Source organism: Citrobacter sp. Cc139 (assembly GCF_030334645.1).
In the GTDB taxonomy this organism is placed as follows: Bacteria; Pseudomonadota; Gammaproteobacteria; order Enterobacterales; family Enterobacteriaceae; genus Citrobacter; species Citrobacter werkmanii.
Genome location: NZ_JAOWDM010000082.1, coordinates 53,808 through 67,985 on the forward strand (window position 1 = coordinate 53,808; position 14,178 = coordinate 67,985).

At 53.7% G+C, this 14,178-nt stretch carries 13 protein-coding genes; 7 read left to right on the forward strand and 6 right to left on the reverse strand.

Translation table 11 applies throughout. The annotated features are described in order from the left end of the window. Positions 1–5: 5 nt before the first annotated feature. Both sufE and ldtE read left to right on the forward strand, forming a co-directional pair. Positions 6–422, forward strand: coding sequence for a cysteine desulfuration protein SufE (gene sufE / locus OGV69_RS12445; protein ID WP_038640268.1), 417 nt, complete (start codon positions 6–8; stop codon positions 420–422). 123 nt (positions 423–545) lie between these two features. Then, positions 546–1,550 (forward strand): L,D-transpeptidase LdtE, encoded by a 1,005-nt coding sequence (ldtE, locus tag OGV69_RS12450; protein WP_038640270.1) that lies wholly within the window; start codon positions 546–548, stop codon positions 1,548–1,550. A 69-nt stretch (positions 1,551–1,619) separates the two neighbouring features. Here the strand turns inward: ldtE and lpp are convergent, their stop codons facing one another. From lpp to ynhH, 3 genes are all read right to left on the reverse strand, one after another. Beyond that, positions 1,620–1,856: a murein lipoprotein Lpp gene (lpp, locus tag OGV69_RS12455; RefSeq protein WP_003029373.1), complete on the reverse strand. Its 237-nt coding sequence runs from the start codon at positions 1,854–1,856 to the stop codon at positions 1,620–1,622. Positions 1,857–2,165: 309 nt separating this feature from the next. After that, entirely contained in the window at positions 2,166–3,578 is a 1,413-nt protein-coding gene (gene pykF / locus OGV69_RS12460; RefSeq protein WP_006684766.1) for a pyruvate kinase PykF, read from the reverse strand. Positions 3,579–3,585: 7 nt separating this feature from the next. Next, positions 3,586–3,780, reverse strand: a complete 195-nt coding sequence (gene ynhH / locus OGV69_RS12465) for a protein YnhH (RefSeq protein WP_247672768.1) — start codon at positions 3,778–3,780, stop codon at positions 3,586–3,588. Positions 3,781–4,155: 375 nt separating this feature from the next. Here ynhH and OGV69_RS12470 point away from each other — a divergent pair, with 375 nt between their 5' ends. From OGV69_RS12470 to OGV69_RS12480, 3 genes are read left to right on the forward strand one after another with little or no spacing between them, the layout of a single operon-like run. Continuing rightward, on the forward strand, positions 4,156–5,178 hold the full coding sequence (locus OGV69_RS12470; RefSeq protein WP_069324236.1) for a methionine ABC transporter ATP-binding protein: 1,023 nt from the start codon (positions 4,156–4,158) through the stop codon (positions 5,176–5,178). Continuing rightward, complete coding sequence (locus OGV69_RS12475; RefSeq protein WP_069324235.1) at positions 5,171–5,839, forward strand: methionine ABC transporter permease; 669 nt, start codon at positions 5,171–5,173, stop codon at positions 5,837–5,839. Before OGV69_RS12470 ends, OGV69_RS12475 begins: the two co-directional genes overlap by 8 nt. Before the next feature lie 21 nt (positions 5,840–5,860). Next, positions 5,861–6,673: a MetQ/NlpA family ABC transporter substrate-binding protein gene (locus tag OGV69_RS12480; protein ID WP_003029358.1), complete on the forward strand. Its 813-nt coding sequence runs from the start codon at positions 5,861–5,863 to the stop codon at positions 6,671–6,673. A gap of 78 nt (positions 6,674–6,751) precedes the next feature. Here the strand turns inward: OGV69_RS12480 and ttrA are convergent, their stop codons facing one another. The 3 genes from ttrA to ttrB are packed head-to-tail and all read right to left on the reverse strand — an operon-like array spanning position 6,752 to position 11,567. Continuing rightward, positions 6,752–9,817, reverse strand: a complete 3,066-nt coding sequence (gene ttrA / locus OGV69_RS12485) for a tetrathionate reductase subunit TtrA (protein ID WP_069324234.1) — start codon at positions 9,815–9,817, stop codon at positions 6,752–6,754. Next, entirely contained in the window at positions 9,810–10,832 is a 1,023-nt protein-coding gene (ttrC, locus tag OGV69_RS12490; RefSeq protein ID WP_069324233.1) for a tetrathionate reductase subunit TtrC, read from the reverse strand. The genes ttrA and ttrC overlap by 8 nt, the downstream gene beginning before the upstream one ends. Next, a complete protein-coding gene (gene ttrB, locus OGV69_RS12495; RefSeq protein ID WP_069324232.1) occupies positions 10,833–11,567 on the reverse strand; it encodes a tetrathionate reductase subunit TtrB in 735 nt (244 codons plus the stop codon). Between the two features lie 179 nt (positions 11,568–11,746). Between ttrB and ttrS the strand changes: the two genes are divergently transcribed. Both ttrS and ttrR read left to right on the forward strand, forming a co-directional pair. Continuing rightward, on the forward strand, positions 11,747–13,528 hold the full coding sequence (ttrS, locus tag OGV69_RS12500) for a tetrathionate respiration histidine kinase TtrS (protein WP_077223897.1): 1,782 nt from the start codon (positions 11,747–11,749) through the stop codon (positions 13,526–13,528). After that, positions 13,503–14,087 (forward strand): tetrathionate respiration response regulator TtrR, encoded by a 585-nt coding sequence (gene ttrR / locus OGV69_RS12505; RefSeq protein ID WP_038640289.1) that lies wholly within the window; start codon positions 13,503–13,505, stop codon positions 14,085–14,087. Before ttrS ends, ttrR begins: the two co-directional genes overlap by 26 nt. The last annotated feature ends 91 nt before the right edge of the window (positions 14,088–14,178 follow it).

The window sequence follows — 14,178 nt, forward strand, 5'->3', positions numbered from 1 at the left end:
GCGTTATGGCTGCGCTACCGGATAAAGAAAAATTGTTGCGTAATTTTCTGCGTTGCGCTAATTGGGAAGAGAAATACCTGTACATCATTGAACTGGGTCAGCGTTTGCCGGAATTAAACGCCGACGATCGCTGCCCCGAAAATAGCATTCAGGGATGTCAAAGTCAGGTATGGATTGTTATGCGTCAGAATGCTGAAGGGATTATTGAATTTCAGGGCGACAGCGATGCGGCAATTGTGAAAGGGCTTATCGCCGTGGTCTTCATTCTGTACGACCGCATGACGGCCCAGGATATTGTGAATTTTGATGTGCGTCCGTGGTTTGAAAAAATGGCGCTCGCACAGCATCTCACACCGTCTCGTTCACAGGGGCTGGAGGCAATGATTCGGGCTATCCGCGCCAAAGCCGCAACTCTTAGCTAAACTGATAAAACACGTCAACTTTCAGACCGACTTGAAATCGATCGTGTAAGGCAACGCAGTGACTCGTAAGCCGGATCTGGCGCTCGCCGTCGTCCGGCAGGAACGCCAGGGGGGTGAGTGAGTATGAAACGCGCGTCTGTTATTACCTTAATGCTAATTGGCGCTTACAGCGCTATTCAGGCCGCATGGGCGGTCGATTATCCGTTGCCCCAGGCAAACAGTCGTCTTGTTGGGCAAAATCAAACTTATACCGTGCAGGAAGGGGATAAAAACCTACAGGCGATTGCCCGTAAGTTTGATACCGCCGCAATGCTGATCCTCGAAGCCAATAATACTATTGCCCCTGTTCCCAAACCCGGAACCCTGATTACTATTCCCTCGCAATTACTGCTGCCTGATGCGCCACGCGAAGGCATTATTGTGAATCTGGCGGAGCTACGTCTGTATTACTACCCGCCGGGAGAGAATATCGTTCAGGTATTCCCGATTGGTATCGGTTTGCAGGGGCTGGAAACTCCGGTGATGGAAACCCGGGTAGGGCAGAAAATACCGAATCCTACCTGGACCCCTACAGCAGGCATCCGTAAACGCTCTCTGGAACGTGGCATAACATTGCCTCCGGTAGTGCCCGCCGGGCCAAATAACCCGTTAGGACGCTTTGCACTGCGTCTGGCGCATGGAAACGGTGAATACCTGATCCATGGCACCAGCGCGCCGGACAGTGTCGGTCTGCGCGTGAGCTCCGGGTGTATTCGCATGAACGCGCCGGACATCAAGGCATTGTTTGCTCAAGTCCGAACAGGAACGCCGGTCAGGGTGATTAATGAGCCGATCAAATATTCGATTGAGCCGAACGGCATGCGGTATGTCGAGGTGCATCGCCCACTGTCGCCGGAAGAGGAACAAAACGTTCAGACCATGCCGTATGTGCTCCCAGCCGGTTTTACTCAGTTCAAAGACAATAAAGCCGTTGATAACAGCCTGGTGGAGCGCGCGTTGTATCGCCGTGCGGGTTATCCGGTCACGGTGACGGCCAGCCAGGCCTCGGTCGTTAGCAATGGTGCGGAAGTGAAGTCTGCGCGAAATGGTGTGCCGGGAGAGAATGCAGAGGTGCGCGCTACGCAATAACAGGGAACGAGAAATTCAGGGCAAAAAAAATGGCGCACAATGTGCGCCATTTTTATTACACAGATACTATTACTTGCGGTATTTAGTAGCTGCGTTGTCCAGACGCTGGTTAGCGCGAGCTGCGTCGTCTTTAGCAGCCTGAACGTCGGAACGCATTGCGTTCACGTCGTTGCTCAGCTGGTCAACTTTAGCGTTCAGAGTCTGAACGTCAGAAGACAGCTGATCGATTTTAGCGTTGCTGGAGCAACCTGCCAGCAGAGTAGAACCCAGGATTACCGCGCCCAGTACCAGTTTAGTACGATTCATTATTAATACCCTCTAGATTGAGTTAATCTCCATGTAGCGTTACAAGTATTACACAAAGTTTTTTATGTTGAGAATATTTTTTTGATGGGAATGCACTTATTTTTGATCGTTCGCTCAAAGAAGCATCGAATTGTGCAAAAACGGCTAAAAAACCGAGTGAAAACAGAAAGCTTCCATCGGATTCATCTTAGATAATCACGGATTAGATAGTGAAATCCGATTTGATTTTTTATTAATTGTGGCTATCGATAAAATAAAAAAAGCGCCACGAGGGCGCTTTTATAAGCAAATTAATTCGCGGCGGAATTATTACAGTACGTGAACGGATGCGGTGTTGGTCGTGCCGCTTGGAACCAGCGCGCCAGAAACCATAACCACAACGTCACCTTTCTGCGCCAGACCACTCTCCAGAGCAACTTCTTTGCCCAGACGGTAGAAATCATCGGTGGAGCTGATTTCTTTAACAACCTGTGCCACAACGCCTTTGCTCAGTACCAGCTGACGCGCGGTAGTTTCGTTAGTCGTCAGCGCCAGGATGGTGGCATCCGGGAAGTATTTACGCACTGCGCGAGCAGATTTACCGCCCTGGGTTGCAACGACGATCAGCGGAGCGTCCAGTTTTTCCGCAGTTTCAACCGCGCCACGGCAAACGGCTTCGGTGATGCGCAGTTTGCGGCTGTCGTTGTTGAAGTCCAGACGGCTGGTCATCACGCGGTCGGTACGTTCGCAAATGGTCGCCATGATGGTCACGGCTTCCAGCGGGTATTTACCTTTCGCGGATTCGCCAGACAGCATGACTGCGTCGGTGCCGTCGAGGATGGCGTTCGCGACGTCGCCGGCTTCAGCGCGGGTCGGACGCGGGTTTTTGATCATGGAGTCCAGCATCTGGGTCGCAGTGATAACGACTTTGCGCGCGCGGATACATTTCTCGATGATCATCTTCTGCGCGAAGATAACTTCTTCAACCGGGATCTCAACGCCCATGTCGCCACGAGCAACCATGATACCGTCAGACGCTTCGAGGATTTCGTCGAAGTTGTTCAGGCCTTCCTGGTTTTCGATTTTGGAGATGATCTGGATGTTTTCGCCGCCGTGCGCCTTCAGGTGCTCGCGGATTTCAACCACGTCAGAACGTTTACGGATAAAGGATGCCGCAACGAAGTCAACGCCCTGTTCGCAACCGAAGATCAGGTCCTGTTTGTCTTTCTCAGCCAGTGCTGGCAGCGCGATAGAAACGCCTGGCAGGTTAACGCCTTTGTTTTCGCCCAGGTCGCCGTTGTTCAGCACTTTACAGATAACTTTGTTACCTTCGATCGCGGTAACTTCCATGCCGATCAGACCATCGTCAACCAGTACGGTGTTGCCGACAGAAAGATCTTTAGTGAAGCCTTCGTAAGTCACAGCAACGATTTCGCTGTTGCCGACAACAGATTTGTCGGTGGTGAAGGTGAAGGTCTGGCCTGCTTTCAGAGAAACGTCGTTACCGCCTTCCAGCTTAATGGTACGGATTTCCGGACCTTTGGTATCCAGCAGGATAGCGGCTTTCTTACCGGTTTTGCTCATCACGTTGCGCAAATTTTTGATGCGCTGACCGTGTTCTGCGTAATCGCCATGAGAGAAGTTCAGACGCATGACGTTCATGCCCGCGTCCAGCATTTTGGTTAACATCTCTTCGGATTCGGTTTTCGGACCGATGGTGCAAACAATTTTCGTCTTTTTCATGACAGTCTTAGTCTTTAAGTTGAGAAGGATTGGGAAATCTGGCTCCCATCGCGCACGGATGGGAAGCTAAACCTGAGTTACGAAAGTGGTGATGTCTCGCTCTAAGGATAGGTGACATCGAAAGAGCGTGCAGAGGAATGTGTGCTTGCGTTTCAGCCCAACGGGAAGGTGAGTTTTGTAGTCGTTGAGTTTTACAGGTCAATGTGCTGAAACCATTCAAGAGACAATTGGCGCGCATTATACGCTGAATTTTATCTAAAAGGAAAATGGAAACGCTGTTTCAAAACAGTTCTGTGCGGTTTTACAAAAAATATTCATTAATTTGTTCATCGGTATGGATAAAGGCGTTGGGCTTAGCGACAGTTTGTTGCGCAACAACCCGCCCTGGCTAGCCAAATAAACAGATTTAGGCGGGCGTTTTCAATGTACAGATCATATTCCTAAAAATTATATCAAATTCGTTTTAATTCATTCTAAAAGCCAATTTCACTCATTACACTCGTTTGGACATCCATACTGCTAAACAGCTAAAAGCGCTAGCAGGATTACAAAAAGCAGCAGCGGATACCCAAACGACATGATTGTCCTGAAAAATATTTCAAAAGTGTTTACGCCAGGCAGGCTATCCATTACCGCTGTCGATAACGTCAACCTGACGGTTGAGCAGGGACAGATTTACGGAATTATTGGTTACAGCGGGGCGGGTAAGAGCACCTTAATTCGCTTGCTTAATGGTCTGGAAAAACCGACCTCCGGCAGCGTGACGATTAACGGCCATGATATCTCTGCCGCCCGCGGAGAATCTCTGCGTCAGGCGCGACTGAAAATCAGCATGGTGTTCCAGCACTTCAACTTACTGTGGTCGCGCACGGTTAGCGAAAATATTGCTTTCTCTATGCAAATCGCGGGTGCGCCAAAGGCGTCCATCAAAGCGCGGGTTGCCGAACTGATTACGCTGGTTGGGTTGAGTGGTCGCGAGAATGCTTATCCGTCTCAGCTCAGCGGCGGGCAAAAACAACGGGTGGGAATTGCCCGCGCGCTGGCGAACAATCCTGACGTACTGCTGTGCGACGAAGCCACCTCGGCGTTAGATCCGCAAACTACCGATCAGATCCTTGATTTACTGCTCGATATTAACCGTCGCTTCAAATTAACCATTGTGTTGATCACCCATGAAATGCATGTGGTGCGCAAAATTTGCGACCGCGTGGCGGTGATGGAAAACGGTAAAGTCGTTGAAGAAGGCGACGTGCTCAGCGTCTTTACCCATCCGCAGCAGCCGATCACCCGACAATTCGTGCGTCAGGTGAGCCAGTACGCCGAAGAAGATGAGTTCAACCCACAGCTGGCACGCGAACTGGGCGGCGTGGTGATCAAGCTAACATTTACCGGGCAACGCACCCACCGTCCCGTCGTTGGAGAATTGACCCTGCGCTACGGCCTGCCGTTTAACATTTTGCACGGCAAGATGACGCAAACCGCGCACGGGGTGTTTGGTCAGCTATGGGTGCACGTTGTGGTGACCGAGGAGCAACTGAGCAATATTCTGGCCGACCTGCGCGATAGCGACATTGAAGGTGAGGTGATTCAACATGGCTGAAGGACTGTTCCCCCATCTGAAATGGGATCAATTATTAGCAGCAACCCAGGAAACGCTCTATATGACCGCGCTTTCTGGCGTGGCGACCTTTGTCCTTGGGATCGCCCTTGGCCTGGCGCTGTTTCTGACGGCGCGTGGCGGACTGTTCCACAATCGCGCCGTGTATAGCGCGATTTCGCTGGTGGTGAATATCTTCCGTTCGATCCCCTTCATCATTTTGATCGTGCTGCTGATCCCATTTACCAAAGCGATGGTTGGCACCATTCTCGGCGCCAATGCCGCGCTGCCTGCGTTAATTGTGGGAGCCGCGCCGTTTTATGCGCGTCTGGTCGAAATTGCCCTGCGTGAAGTGGATAAAGGCGTTATTGAAGCGACACGTTCGATGGGCGCGCGTCTGAGTACGCTTATTTTTCGGGTTTTACTACCGGAATCTTCTCCCGCTCTGGTGTCCGGGATCACCGTGACGCTGATTGCGCTGGTCAGCTACAGCGCGATGGCGGGAGTCATTGGTGCCGGGGGTTTAGGGAATCTGGCCTATCTGGAAGGATTCCAGCGCAACCACAGCGACGTCACGCTGGTGGCGACGGTGACGATTCTGCTCATCGTCTTCATCATCCAGCTTTGCGGCGATGTGATCACCTCTCTGTTAGATAAACGCTAATAAAATACGGAAACCATTATCATGAAAAAATCACTGACATTACTCGCCGCAGCAACCTTAAGCGCCCTGAGCTTCGCCTCCTGGGCTGATACGCTGACCGTTGGCGCATCAAACGTACCGCACGCGGAGATCCTTGAGCAGGCCAAACCGATTCTGGCAAAGCAGGGGATCGACCTGGAAATTAAGCCGTTCCAGGATTACATCCTGCCGAATACCGCGCTGGCTGGCCGTGAAATTGACGCTAACTACTTCCAACATATTCCGTATCTGAACAGCGTGATTAAAGATCATGCTGGCGATAAAACCTATGACTTCGTCAGCGCCGGAGCGATTCACATTGAGCCGATCGGCATCTATTCGAAGAAGGTGAAATCGCTTAAAGATCTGCCGGAAGGCGGCAAGGTCATCATGCGCGATGCGGTATCTGAGGAAGGCCGTATCCTGTCGATTTTCGAAAAAGAGGGTGTGATCAAGCTGAAACCGGGGGTGGACAAAGTCACCGCGCGCATTAGCGACATCGTGGAAAACCCGAAAAAACTGAAGTTCCTGCCTAACGTAGAAGCGGCGCTGTTACCGCAGATGTACAACAACGACGAAGGCGATGCTGTGGTGATTAACGCGAACTACGCTATCGACGCGGGGCTGGATCCGGTGAAAGATCCGATTGCCGTCGAAAGCGGTGAAAACAACCCGTATGCCAACATCATTACCGTACATCGCGGCGATGAGAAGAAAAAGGATATTGTGGCGCTGGTAGACGTGCTGCATTCAAAAGAGATTCAGGACTGGATCCGCACTAAATATAAAGGCGCGGTGATCCCGGTGAATAACTGATCCGCTTTTTGCCTTATCCGGCCTACAGAACGTTGTAGGCCGGATAAAATGCGTTAGCGTTGCCACCGGACGCGCGAGTTACACGCGCTCAATTCTCGCTGGCAGCCCCTGGCGTACCGCCGCACCCGACACCCAGTCAAGCCAGGTATTGGTTACCTGCCGGGTAGGATCCGCAAAGCCCAAATCATTGAGATTAATTCCCGACCTTATCTGCGCGTCAAATGGCATCGGCTCGCCGTCGAGCGTATGCTGCGCCGCGCCCATTTCTTTATGTCCATAGCCATGTTCAATGGCGATAACTCCCGGCATAACACCATGAAGCAGGCTTATTTGCGCCTGTACCTGACCGCCAGGCGTAGTGATACGTACTGTATCGCCATGTGCTAGACCGTACCGCTTACCATCCTGCGGGTTGAGCGCCACCAGATTAACCGGCTTCAGATGATGCAGGCGTGGGATGACCGCCGTGGCGCTGGACATAGTATTGGATTTAAAGGAGATCAATTTCAGCGGCCATTCTTGTTCCGGGAACAACTCCTCGACCGCCCGTCCGTCTGACAGACGCGAAGGATACCAGGCCGGGCAGCCGCTGTAGCGCTCGCCGGTAATCGCATGGCGGTGCGCGGCGACATTCGCATTCCAGATTTGCAGCGGTTTTTCCCACGCATTGCCGACGCGATCCTCCACCCGGCCACTGCTGGCTGGGGCGAAACGCCCGCCGCGTGAATACACAAATGCCACCCGGCTGGCTTCATCGGCTTTCAGCGTTTGCGTTATCACCGGCATGATCCGTTGCACCCCGGTCAAGGCAATGTCTTCCGGCTGAGCCTCCGGGACCGGTGATTTACCCATAAACGCAATATTGGCGGCGAGGCGCAGATAATAATCTTCCGCACGATTTAACGGATACTGATTGCCCTGTGGGTCGGTAATCGCATTATCACCAAAACCAGGTAAACCAATGCGTTTTGCTACCGCAATACAGAAAGATTCCATTGAGGCCGGTTGACCGTCAGCGGTACTGCTGGTTGCGGCTCTGACCACGGGCCAGCGAGCGGTGGTAGCTTTGCTGGCGACGCCCGCCCACGGGGCGCTGAATCCCCAGCTTTCGAAGTTATGAGTATCCGGCACGATGTAATCTGCCAGCGCCGTGGTTTCGTTCATAAAGGCATCAATGGCGATAAATAGCGGCAAACGCGCAGGATCTTTAAGCTTTTCTTCCGCCACGCCGCGCAACCCTGCGATGCCGTAAAACGGGTTGGTCATGTTAGAGATCCAGGCTTTTAGCGGATAAGGGTAGCCTTCGAGTGCCGAGACAAGAAGTTCAGTAAGTTGACCTGCCACAAACGGATACCAGGGGGCTTTTGCCGGGAAGGGCGATTGTCCGGCGGCTATTTTATTGCGGTACTCTTCGGAAGACTCATACGCGGTTTTACTGCGTGCGATGCTTAATCCCTTTGGTTTAATCTTCCCGGTGAAACTGTCCATGTTGTAGCGTGGTCCATCGGTGGCGCCATTGAACTTGCCGCCGCCGACAAACACGCCGCCTTCAAGACTCAGGTTGCCAATTAGCGCATTGAGCATCATTACCGACCAGGCGTTATAAAATCCATTACCTGCCATCATGCCACCGTGGGCGATCACCGCCGCTTTACGTCCGTGGCGGGTAAACGCGTCGGCCAGTGCGCCAATGTCTGCTTCAGCCACGCCGCACTGCTGGCTGTATTGCGCCAGCGTCAGTTTTTCGGCGGATTCTTTCAGGCACTGGAGGCTACTTTTTACCGTCACCGTCTGGCCGTCTGCCAGCGTCACCACGCGGGTGACAAACAACTGCGCGCGTGGGCAACCGCTGGCAGCGACGATTTCTCCGGCTTCGTTAACGACCACCGGCTCCTGGGCGGCGTTTGCGTTCAGATGCGCGAGGGTTAAATGCTGCCCGGCAAGATTTGGGATCTCATCGGTGATCACCAGATGCGTGGCGTTGCTCCAGCTTTTTTCACCGGCTTGCTGCATGGCCTGTACGCCGGGAATCGCAAGGTAATCGGCGTTATAGCGCTGTTTTTCGATTATCCAGCGGATCATACCCATCGCCAGCGCGGAGTCGCTTCCCGGACGCACGGGCTGCCAGTGGCCGCGATCGTCAGCCAGTACCGTGGTTAATGGCAGGGCTGGCGCCACCACCACATAGCGGAAGTCGTCGCGTAAACGGGCGCTGGCGAGCTGGCGAGCCTGGCGTTTAAACGGGTTGCCGGATTGCGCCGGAGAGGTTCCCATAAACAACGCGAACTTGACATTATCCCAATCGGGCTTCACGTGGGTATTTTTATCCAGATCGCCCATTAGCGCACCAGAACCGGCCCGGTAGGCCAGACCGCAGTAAGCGCCATGCGCGCCGAAGTTTTTACTGCCGAAACTGTTCAGCGCGAAGCGACGTAAAAATGTATCACGTCCTTCATCGCTGGTATTGGTGACCAGCAACTGATTGGATTTGGGCCCAAAGCCGGGATGTCTGGCATCAAGCGGCGTATGGGGATCGTGAATTGCCCGCAGGCCATCAACATGGCCCTCACCAAACAGGTCACCGCCTTCCACCACCTCTGTGATTAATTGTTCGAAGCTGATGTGCTGCCATTTTCCCTCACCGCGTTTGCCGACGCGTTTCATGGGCTGCAGAATGCGCTGTGGGCTGTACAGACCTTCAAGTAAGGTTGCGCCACGAGCGCAGGCGGTGGAGCGCGCGTCCAGACCCGACTCGCCCGCCAGTTGCGCCATTGCCGTGGCAAAGGGAACCGAGGCGTCAATATGGTGCTCGTGAGATAATGGATGATAAGGGTTACCGGCAATGCGCAGCACTTTGCCTTGCTCACTATCAACGCGTACCCGCACACCGCACTGCGTCCAGCAGCCAAAACACTGCGTCATTGAGATCACCTGCTGCGGATTTTGCTGCCATTGCGGCCGGGCATTGGCTTCAGGGATGAGCGCATTACCAAAGATGCGGTCGCGGGTAATTTTACCAGAGGTACCGTCCAGCAAACCGTCCAGTGCGCGCTTTGCTACATCCCGATAACTCAGACCAAACGTCACCATGCCACCTACTGCAAGACCGACTTTAAGCCACTGACGACGGGTTAAATTAGCCATGTTGCATTCTCCTTGCGATCGCGTTCAGGGCTTCACGAACAATAATAATCAGTGCTATCCACAGGCCGAAGGTGCCCACAATGGCCAGCCAGCCATCGGTGCCGCCGGGCAGGGTGTAAGGATTAAATTGGGCGTTAAATTTCGGTACGGTCTGTACCTGAATGAGTAACGTCCAGCGCATCAGCCAGCACAGCGCCATGGCGCTAAACGCCAGTAATATGCGCAGCAGCCGCGATAATGGAAAACGCAGCACCAGCCCGCAAAGGACGAGCGAGACAAGCCATAACGCAACCCAACCGATGGCGTAGTGTCGTGCCGAAGAGGCGACATCCAGCCACTGGCGAATTGCTGAACCGGAGAGCGTATTGCCGCTCACCCAAATTGCCACCACGATAGCCAGCGCGCTCAAGGCGACAATTTGTCCCCATGCCAGTTTCCGCAGCAAAGATCCTTCACTGTTTGTTGCAGCGATGAGCAGGGCGAGGAACGTTTGCAGCGCGCTGAGGAACATTGCAACCGGAAAGGCGTAGCTGAACCAAATAGGACGCGCCTGCACCACCGACACTTCGCGACCAGTGTAAACCAGTAATCCGATGGCGGATAAGGCGCTACCGACGGCCAACCATTTAGTTACACTGTAACTTTTAAGCGTTATCCGCTTAACGTGCTGCGCCAAAAACCACAGGCCCAGGAAGCCGGTGAACAGCGGTAAAAACAGCGCGCCCCACGGCATCCAGGACCATGGCGTCGGATAAGCATAAAAATGCCAGACGCGGGCGGTTTGGTGTAAATCGGCGGTTAGCGCCAACGGGGCGGTTATTGCACAGGTCAGGGCGATCAACAGCGTCAGGTTTTCCAGGTCCGGCGTCTCTTGTTTGCGCCAGTGCAGCACGCAGGCGAACAACGCGGCGCAGGCGGCAATACCGATGAAAAAGAAATACTGTACGGCCCAGGGTAACCAGCTTACATGTTGCGGATGGGCCAGAACCTCTTCGATAATCAGTGAATGGTTCATTTAAACCTCCTGCCAGAGAGCGGGTTGAGCGCGTCCCATTAACGGGGTGACAAACGCTTCATCCAGACCCAGATAAAACACGTGCGGTGATGTTCCGCTTTCGGGTTTCAGCACTTTGATGGCCTCATGGTGTTCATGCAGCATTTGAGAAATCCGGCTGTGCGGATCTTTGATATCGCCAATGATGCGTGCGCCGCCGACGCAGGATTCCACGCAGGCCGGGAGCAGCCCCGCTTCCAGACGGTGTACGCAAAATGTGCATTTATCGGCGGTTTGCGTTTCATGGTTGATGAACCGCGCATCGTATGGGCAGGCCTGCACGCAATAAGCGCAACCCACACAGCGGGTGTTGTCGACGACCACAATACCGTCTTCACGTTGGAAAGTGGCCTGCACCGGACAAACGGGTACGCAAGGGGGATTATCGCAATGGTTGCACAGGCGCGGCAGCAGGACGTTGGTGACGCTTTGCTGGCCTGTAAGCTGCACCTGATACTGGTTAACGAGGGTTCTGAATTCTCCCTGCGGCGTCTGGTTTTCAATAGCGCAACTGACGGTACAGGCCTGGCAGCCGATGCAGCGTCGCAGGTCAATCAACATGGCGTAGCGATGCGCGAGTGAGCCTTCATGGCGTTCAGGCGAGAAGGGGAATTGCGCCTGCGCCAGGGGGGCCAGTGAAGCGCCAGCTGTCAGGACGCCCAGTTGCTGGAGAAACTGCCGTTTACTGCTGTCCATATTTTCTCCCGTCACGGTACAACAACGAAACATTGGTCACGCCGTTGATTTGTGTGTGATGAATAAAGAATCTCAATGATTTACAGTGTAAAAATCGTGACGGGGGGTACTCTATTGTGGTTAACCACATACCCGGCTTGTTGTTGATCTAAAACAACATAATTGACAGGGATAATTGAGTGGGACGCAACGTAGTAAGATGCCTGACGATGCTGGCGTCGCTGTGGATGCTAAGCGGCACGGTCGCGGCGCAGACATGGAACATTGGCGTGTTGGCAATGCGTGGGGAGATCTCCACACGTCAGCACTGGCAGCCGTTGGAAACCCTGTTGAATCAGCAAATTTCCGGTGAGCAGTTTCATATACAACCGCTGGATCTGCACCAGATGCAGGAGGCGGTGAATCGTGGCACGGTACAATTTGTAGTCACTAATCCGGCGCAGTTTGTGCAGCTAAACAACCGCTCTGCGTTACGTTGGCTGGCGTCATTACGTTCTACCCGGGGAGGCAAAGCCGCCAGTAACGTGATCGGTAGCGCGATTCTTGTCAGGCGCGATAGTGGGATCGCTTCCGCGCATGATCTGATCGGTAAAACGGTTGGCGCCATTGATGCTCAGGCTTTTGGCGGCTATTTGTTGGGGTATAAAGCACTTAGCGATGCCGGTCTGCGACCTGAGCGCGATTTACGCCTGACGTTTACCGGTTTTCCTGCCGATGCCTTACTCTATTTACTACGCGAAAAAGCTGTGCAGGCGGTGATTGTGCCGGTGTGTCTGCTGGAAAACATGGATGAGGAAGGGCTCATTCATAAAACGGACTTTAGGGCTGTACTCAACCATCCGACCTCGATTCCCTGTTTAACCAGTACGCCGCTCTATCCTGACTGGTCATTTGCGGCACTGCCTGCAGTGAGCGACGAGCTCGCCGATCGCGTCACACGGGTGCTGTTCAATTCTCCGCAGAATGCAACGTTTCGCTGGGGAGCGCCTGCCTCGACACGCGAAGTAGAAGCGTTGCTACGCGATGTCCGCCAGCATCCGCAGCAGCGTCAGCTCTGGCTGGACGTCAAAAGTTGGTTTATCCAGCACCAGCTCGCTATGGGGGCTGTGGCCGTTGTGCTGTTGCTGCTGACGCTCAATTATATCTGGGTGATGCTGCTGGTTCGTCGTCGCGGCAGGCAACTGGAGCGGAACAGCATTCTGCTGCGCAAACAAGAACAGGCGCTGGAAACCGCTCGCCAAATGAGTGTGCTTGGCGAGATGACCTCCGGGTTTGCCCACGAACTTAATCAGCCGCTGTCGGCTATCCGCCATTATGCGCAGGGCTGTTTGATCCGCCTGCGCGGTCAGGATAAGCAGCATCCGTTGTTGCCTGCGCTGGAGAACATTGATGCTCAGGCGCAGCGGGGCGCTGATACGTTGCACAATCTGCGCCAGTGGGTCAGCCAGGCGCAGGGTAATCCGGTGATGACCGATGACTTGCGGACCGTCAACGTGCATGATGCAATTCATCACGTCTGGCAATTATTGCGCATGCCCCAGCAATTCCCGGCGGTGGCGCTGCAAACGCGTGTCGGCAAGACGTTAACGCTGACTCTGCCAAGCGTTCTGCTTGAGCAGGTGCTGGCCAATCTGGTGCTCAATGCGGCCCAGGCCGGGGCAACCACGGTGTGGTTTAGCGCTCAGCGTGAGGAAGGGGATGTGCGTATTCAGGTGCAGGATAACGCTGGCGGTATTGATGAGGCGCAGTTGTACCAGGCTTTTCAGCCGTTTATGACCACCCGTAAAGAAGGCATGGGGCTGGGATTAGCCATTTGTCAGCGGCTGGTGCGTTACGCAAATGGCGACATTGAGATCAAAAATCATCAGGCTCCTGATGAAAAAGCGGGGGCGGTAGTGACATTACATTTTAAGCAAAACCAGGAGGGAGGCCGTAGTGGCACTAATTCATCTGCTGGATGACGACATTGCCGTCACCCAGGCCTGTGCGTTTTTACTGGAAAGTCTGGGATATGAGGTATGTTGCTGGGAGCAGGGTGAAACATTTCTCGCAGGGGCAAATCTGCACCAGGTGGGCGTACTTTTGCTGGACATGCGTATGCCGGTACTTGATGGGCATGCTGTACATGAAGCGATGCGCCAGCGAGAAAGTACGCTGGCGGTGGTGTTCCTCACCGGGCATGGTGATGTGCCGATGGCGGTTGAGCAAATGAAACGTGGAGCAGTCGATTTTTTGCAAAAGCCGGTGTCCGCCGGGCCTTTGCAGACGGCGTTAGAGCACGCTTTGCAGGTTTCTCGCGCCGCCTTCTCGCGACAAGAGATCGTGGCCTGCTATCAGATGCTCACGCCAAAGGAGCGAGAGTTGGCGCAACTGGTTGCAAAAGGGTTAATGAATCGGGAAATTGCGGACGCTATGAATATTGCCGTGCGCACGGTTGAAGTTCATCGCGCGCGGGTGATGGAAAAAATGCAGGCGCGGAGCCTTGCGGAACTGGTAAATCGACTGCAGCGGATCCGATAGATTTATGACATTTGTTTGATTTTCATTGAATTTTGTCTAATTAGCCAGAGTGATATATGCTGTTGGTTTGAGTTAATGACGAGCGGGCAAA

What these genes read in the sequence shown, in the direction of transcription:
- OGV69_RS12480 (WP_003029358.1), top strand. Translation starts at nt 5,861, where the DNA reads ATGAAAAAATCACTGACATTACTCGCCGCAGCAACCTTAAGCGCCCTG.
- ttrC (WP_069324233.1), bottom strand. Translation starts at nt 10,832, where the DNA reads ATGAACCATTCACTGATTATCGAAGAGGTTCTGGCCCATCCGCAACAT.
- pykF (WP_006684766.1), bottom strand. Translation starts at nt 3,578, where the DNA reads ATGAAAAAGACGAAAATTGTTTGCACCATCGGTCCGAAAACCGAATCC.
- ttrA (WP_069324234.1), bottom strand. Translation starts at nt 9,817, where the DNA reads ATGGCTAATTTAACCCGTCGTCAGTGGCTTAAAGTCGGTCTTGCAGTA.
- sufE (WP_038640268.1), top strand. Translation starts at nt 6, where the DNA reads ATGGCTGCGCTACCGGATAAAGAAAAATTGTTGCGTAATTTTCTGCGT.
- OGV69_RS12470 (WP_069324236.1), top strand. Translation starts at nt 4,156, where the DNA reads ATGATTGTCCTGAAAAATATTTCAAAAGTGTTTACGCCAGGCAGGCTA.
- ldtE (WP_038640270.1), top strand. Translation starts at nt 546, where the DNA reads ATGAAACGCGCGTCTGTTATTACCTTAATGCTAATTGGCGCTTACAGC.
- lpp (WP_003029373.1), bottom strand. Translation starts at nt 1,856, where the DNA reads ATGAATCGTACTAAACTGGTACTGGGCGCGGTAATCCTGGGTTCTACT.
- ttrB (WP_069324232.1), bottom strand. Translation starts at nt 11,567, where the DNA reads ATGGACAGCAGTAAACGGCAGTTTCTCCAGCAACTGGGCGTCCTGACA.
- OGV69_RS12475 (WP_069324235.1), top strand. Translation starts at nt 5,171, where the DNA reads ATGGCTGAAGGACTGTTCCCCCATCTGAAATGGGATCAATTATTAGCA.